1 protein-coding gene is annotated in these 275 nt (G+C 57.1%); it reads right to left on the reverse strand.

Annotated elements, in window-relative coordinates; genetic code table 11:
- Nucleotides 1-275: GTP-binding protein (locus tag SB772_RS40710; protein WP_410838612.1), on the reverse strand; the 275-nt coding region annotated here is incomplete at both ends.

The following is a 275-nucleotide window of genomic DNA, read 5'->3' on the forward strand; positions in this document are numbered from 1 at the left end:
GGCTTACTCGCCAACCAGAAAAACCCTTTGGAGCGCAGCAGTTTTCCGTTCACCCAAGGGCGGTCGATAAAGCTGAAAAAGCGTTGCGGATGAAAGGGGCGGCGGGCCCGGTAAGCAGTCGAGGCGATGCCATATTCCTCGGTTTCCGGCACATGCTCGCCACGCAATTCCTGCAACCAGCCCGGCGCCTGAGCGGCTTTTTCAAAGTCGAAGCGACCGGTATTGAGGATTTTTTCCAGGGGCACTTCGCCCATGACCATGGGAATGATGTCTGC

Source organism: Paraburkholderia sp. SIMBA_030 (assembly GCF_046535245.1).
In the GTDB taxonomy this organism is placed as follows: domain Bacteria; phylum Pseudomonadota; class Gammaproteobacteria; order Burkholderiales; family Burkholderiaceae; genus Paraburkholderia.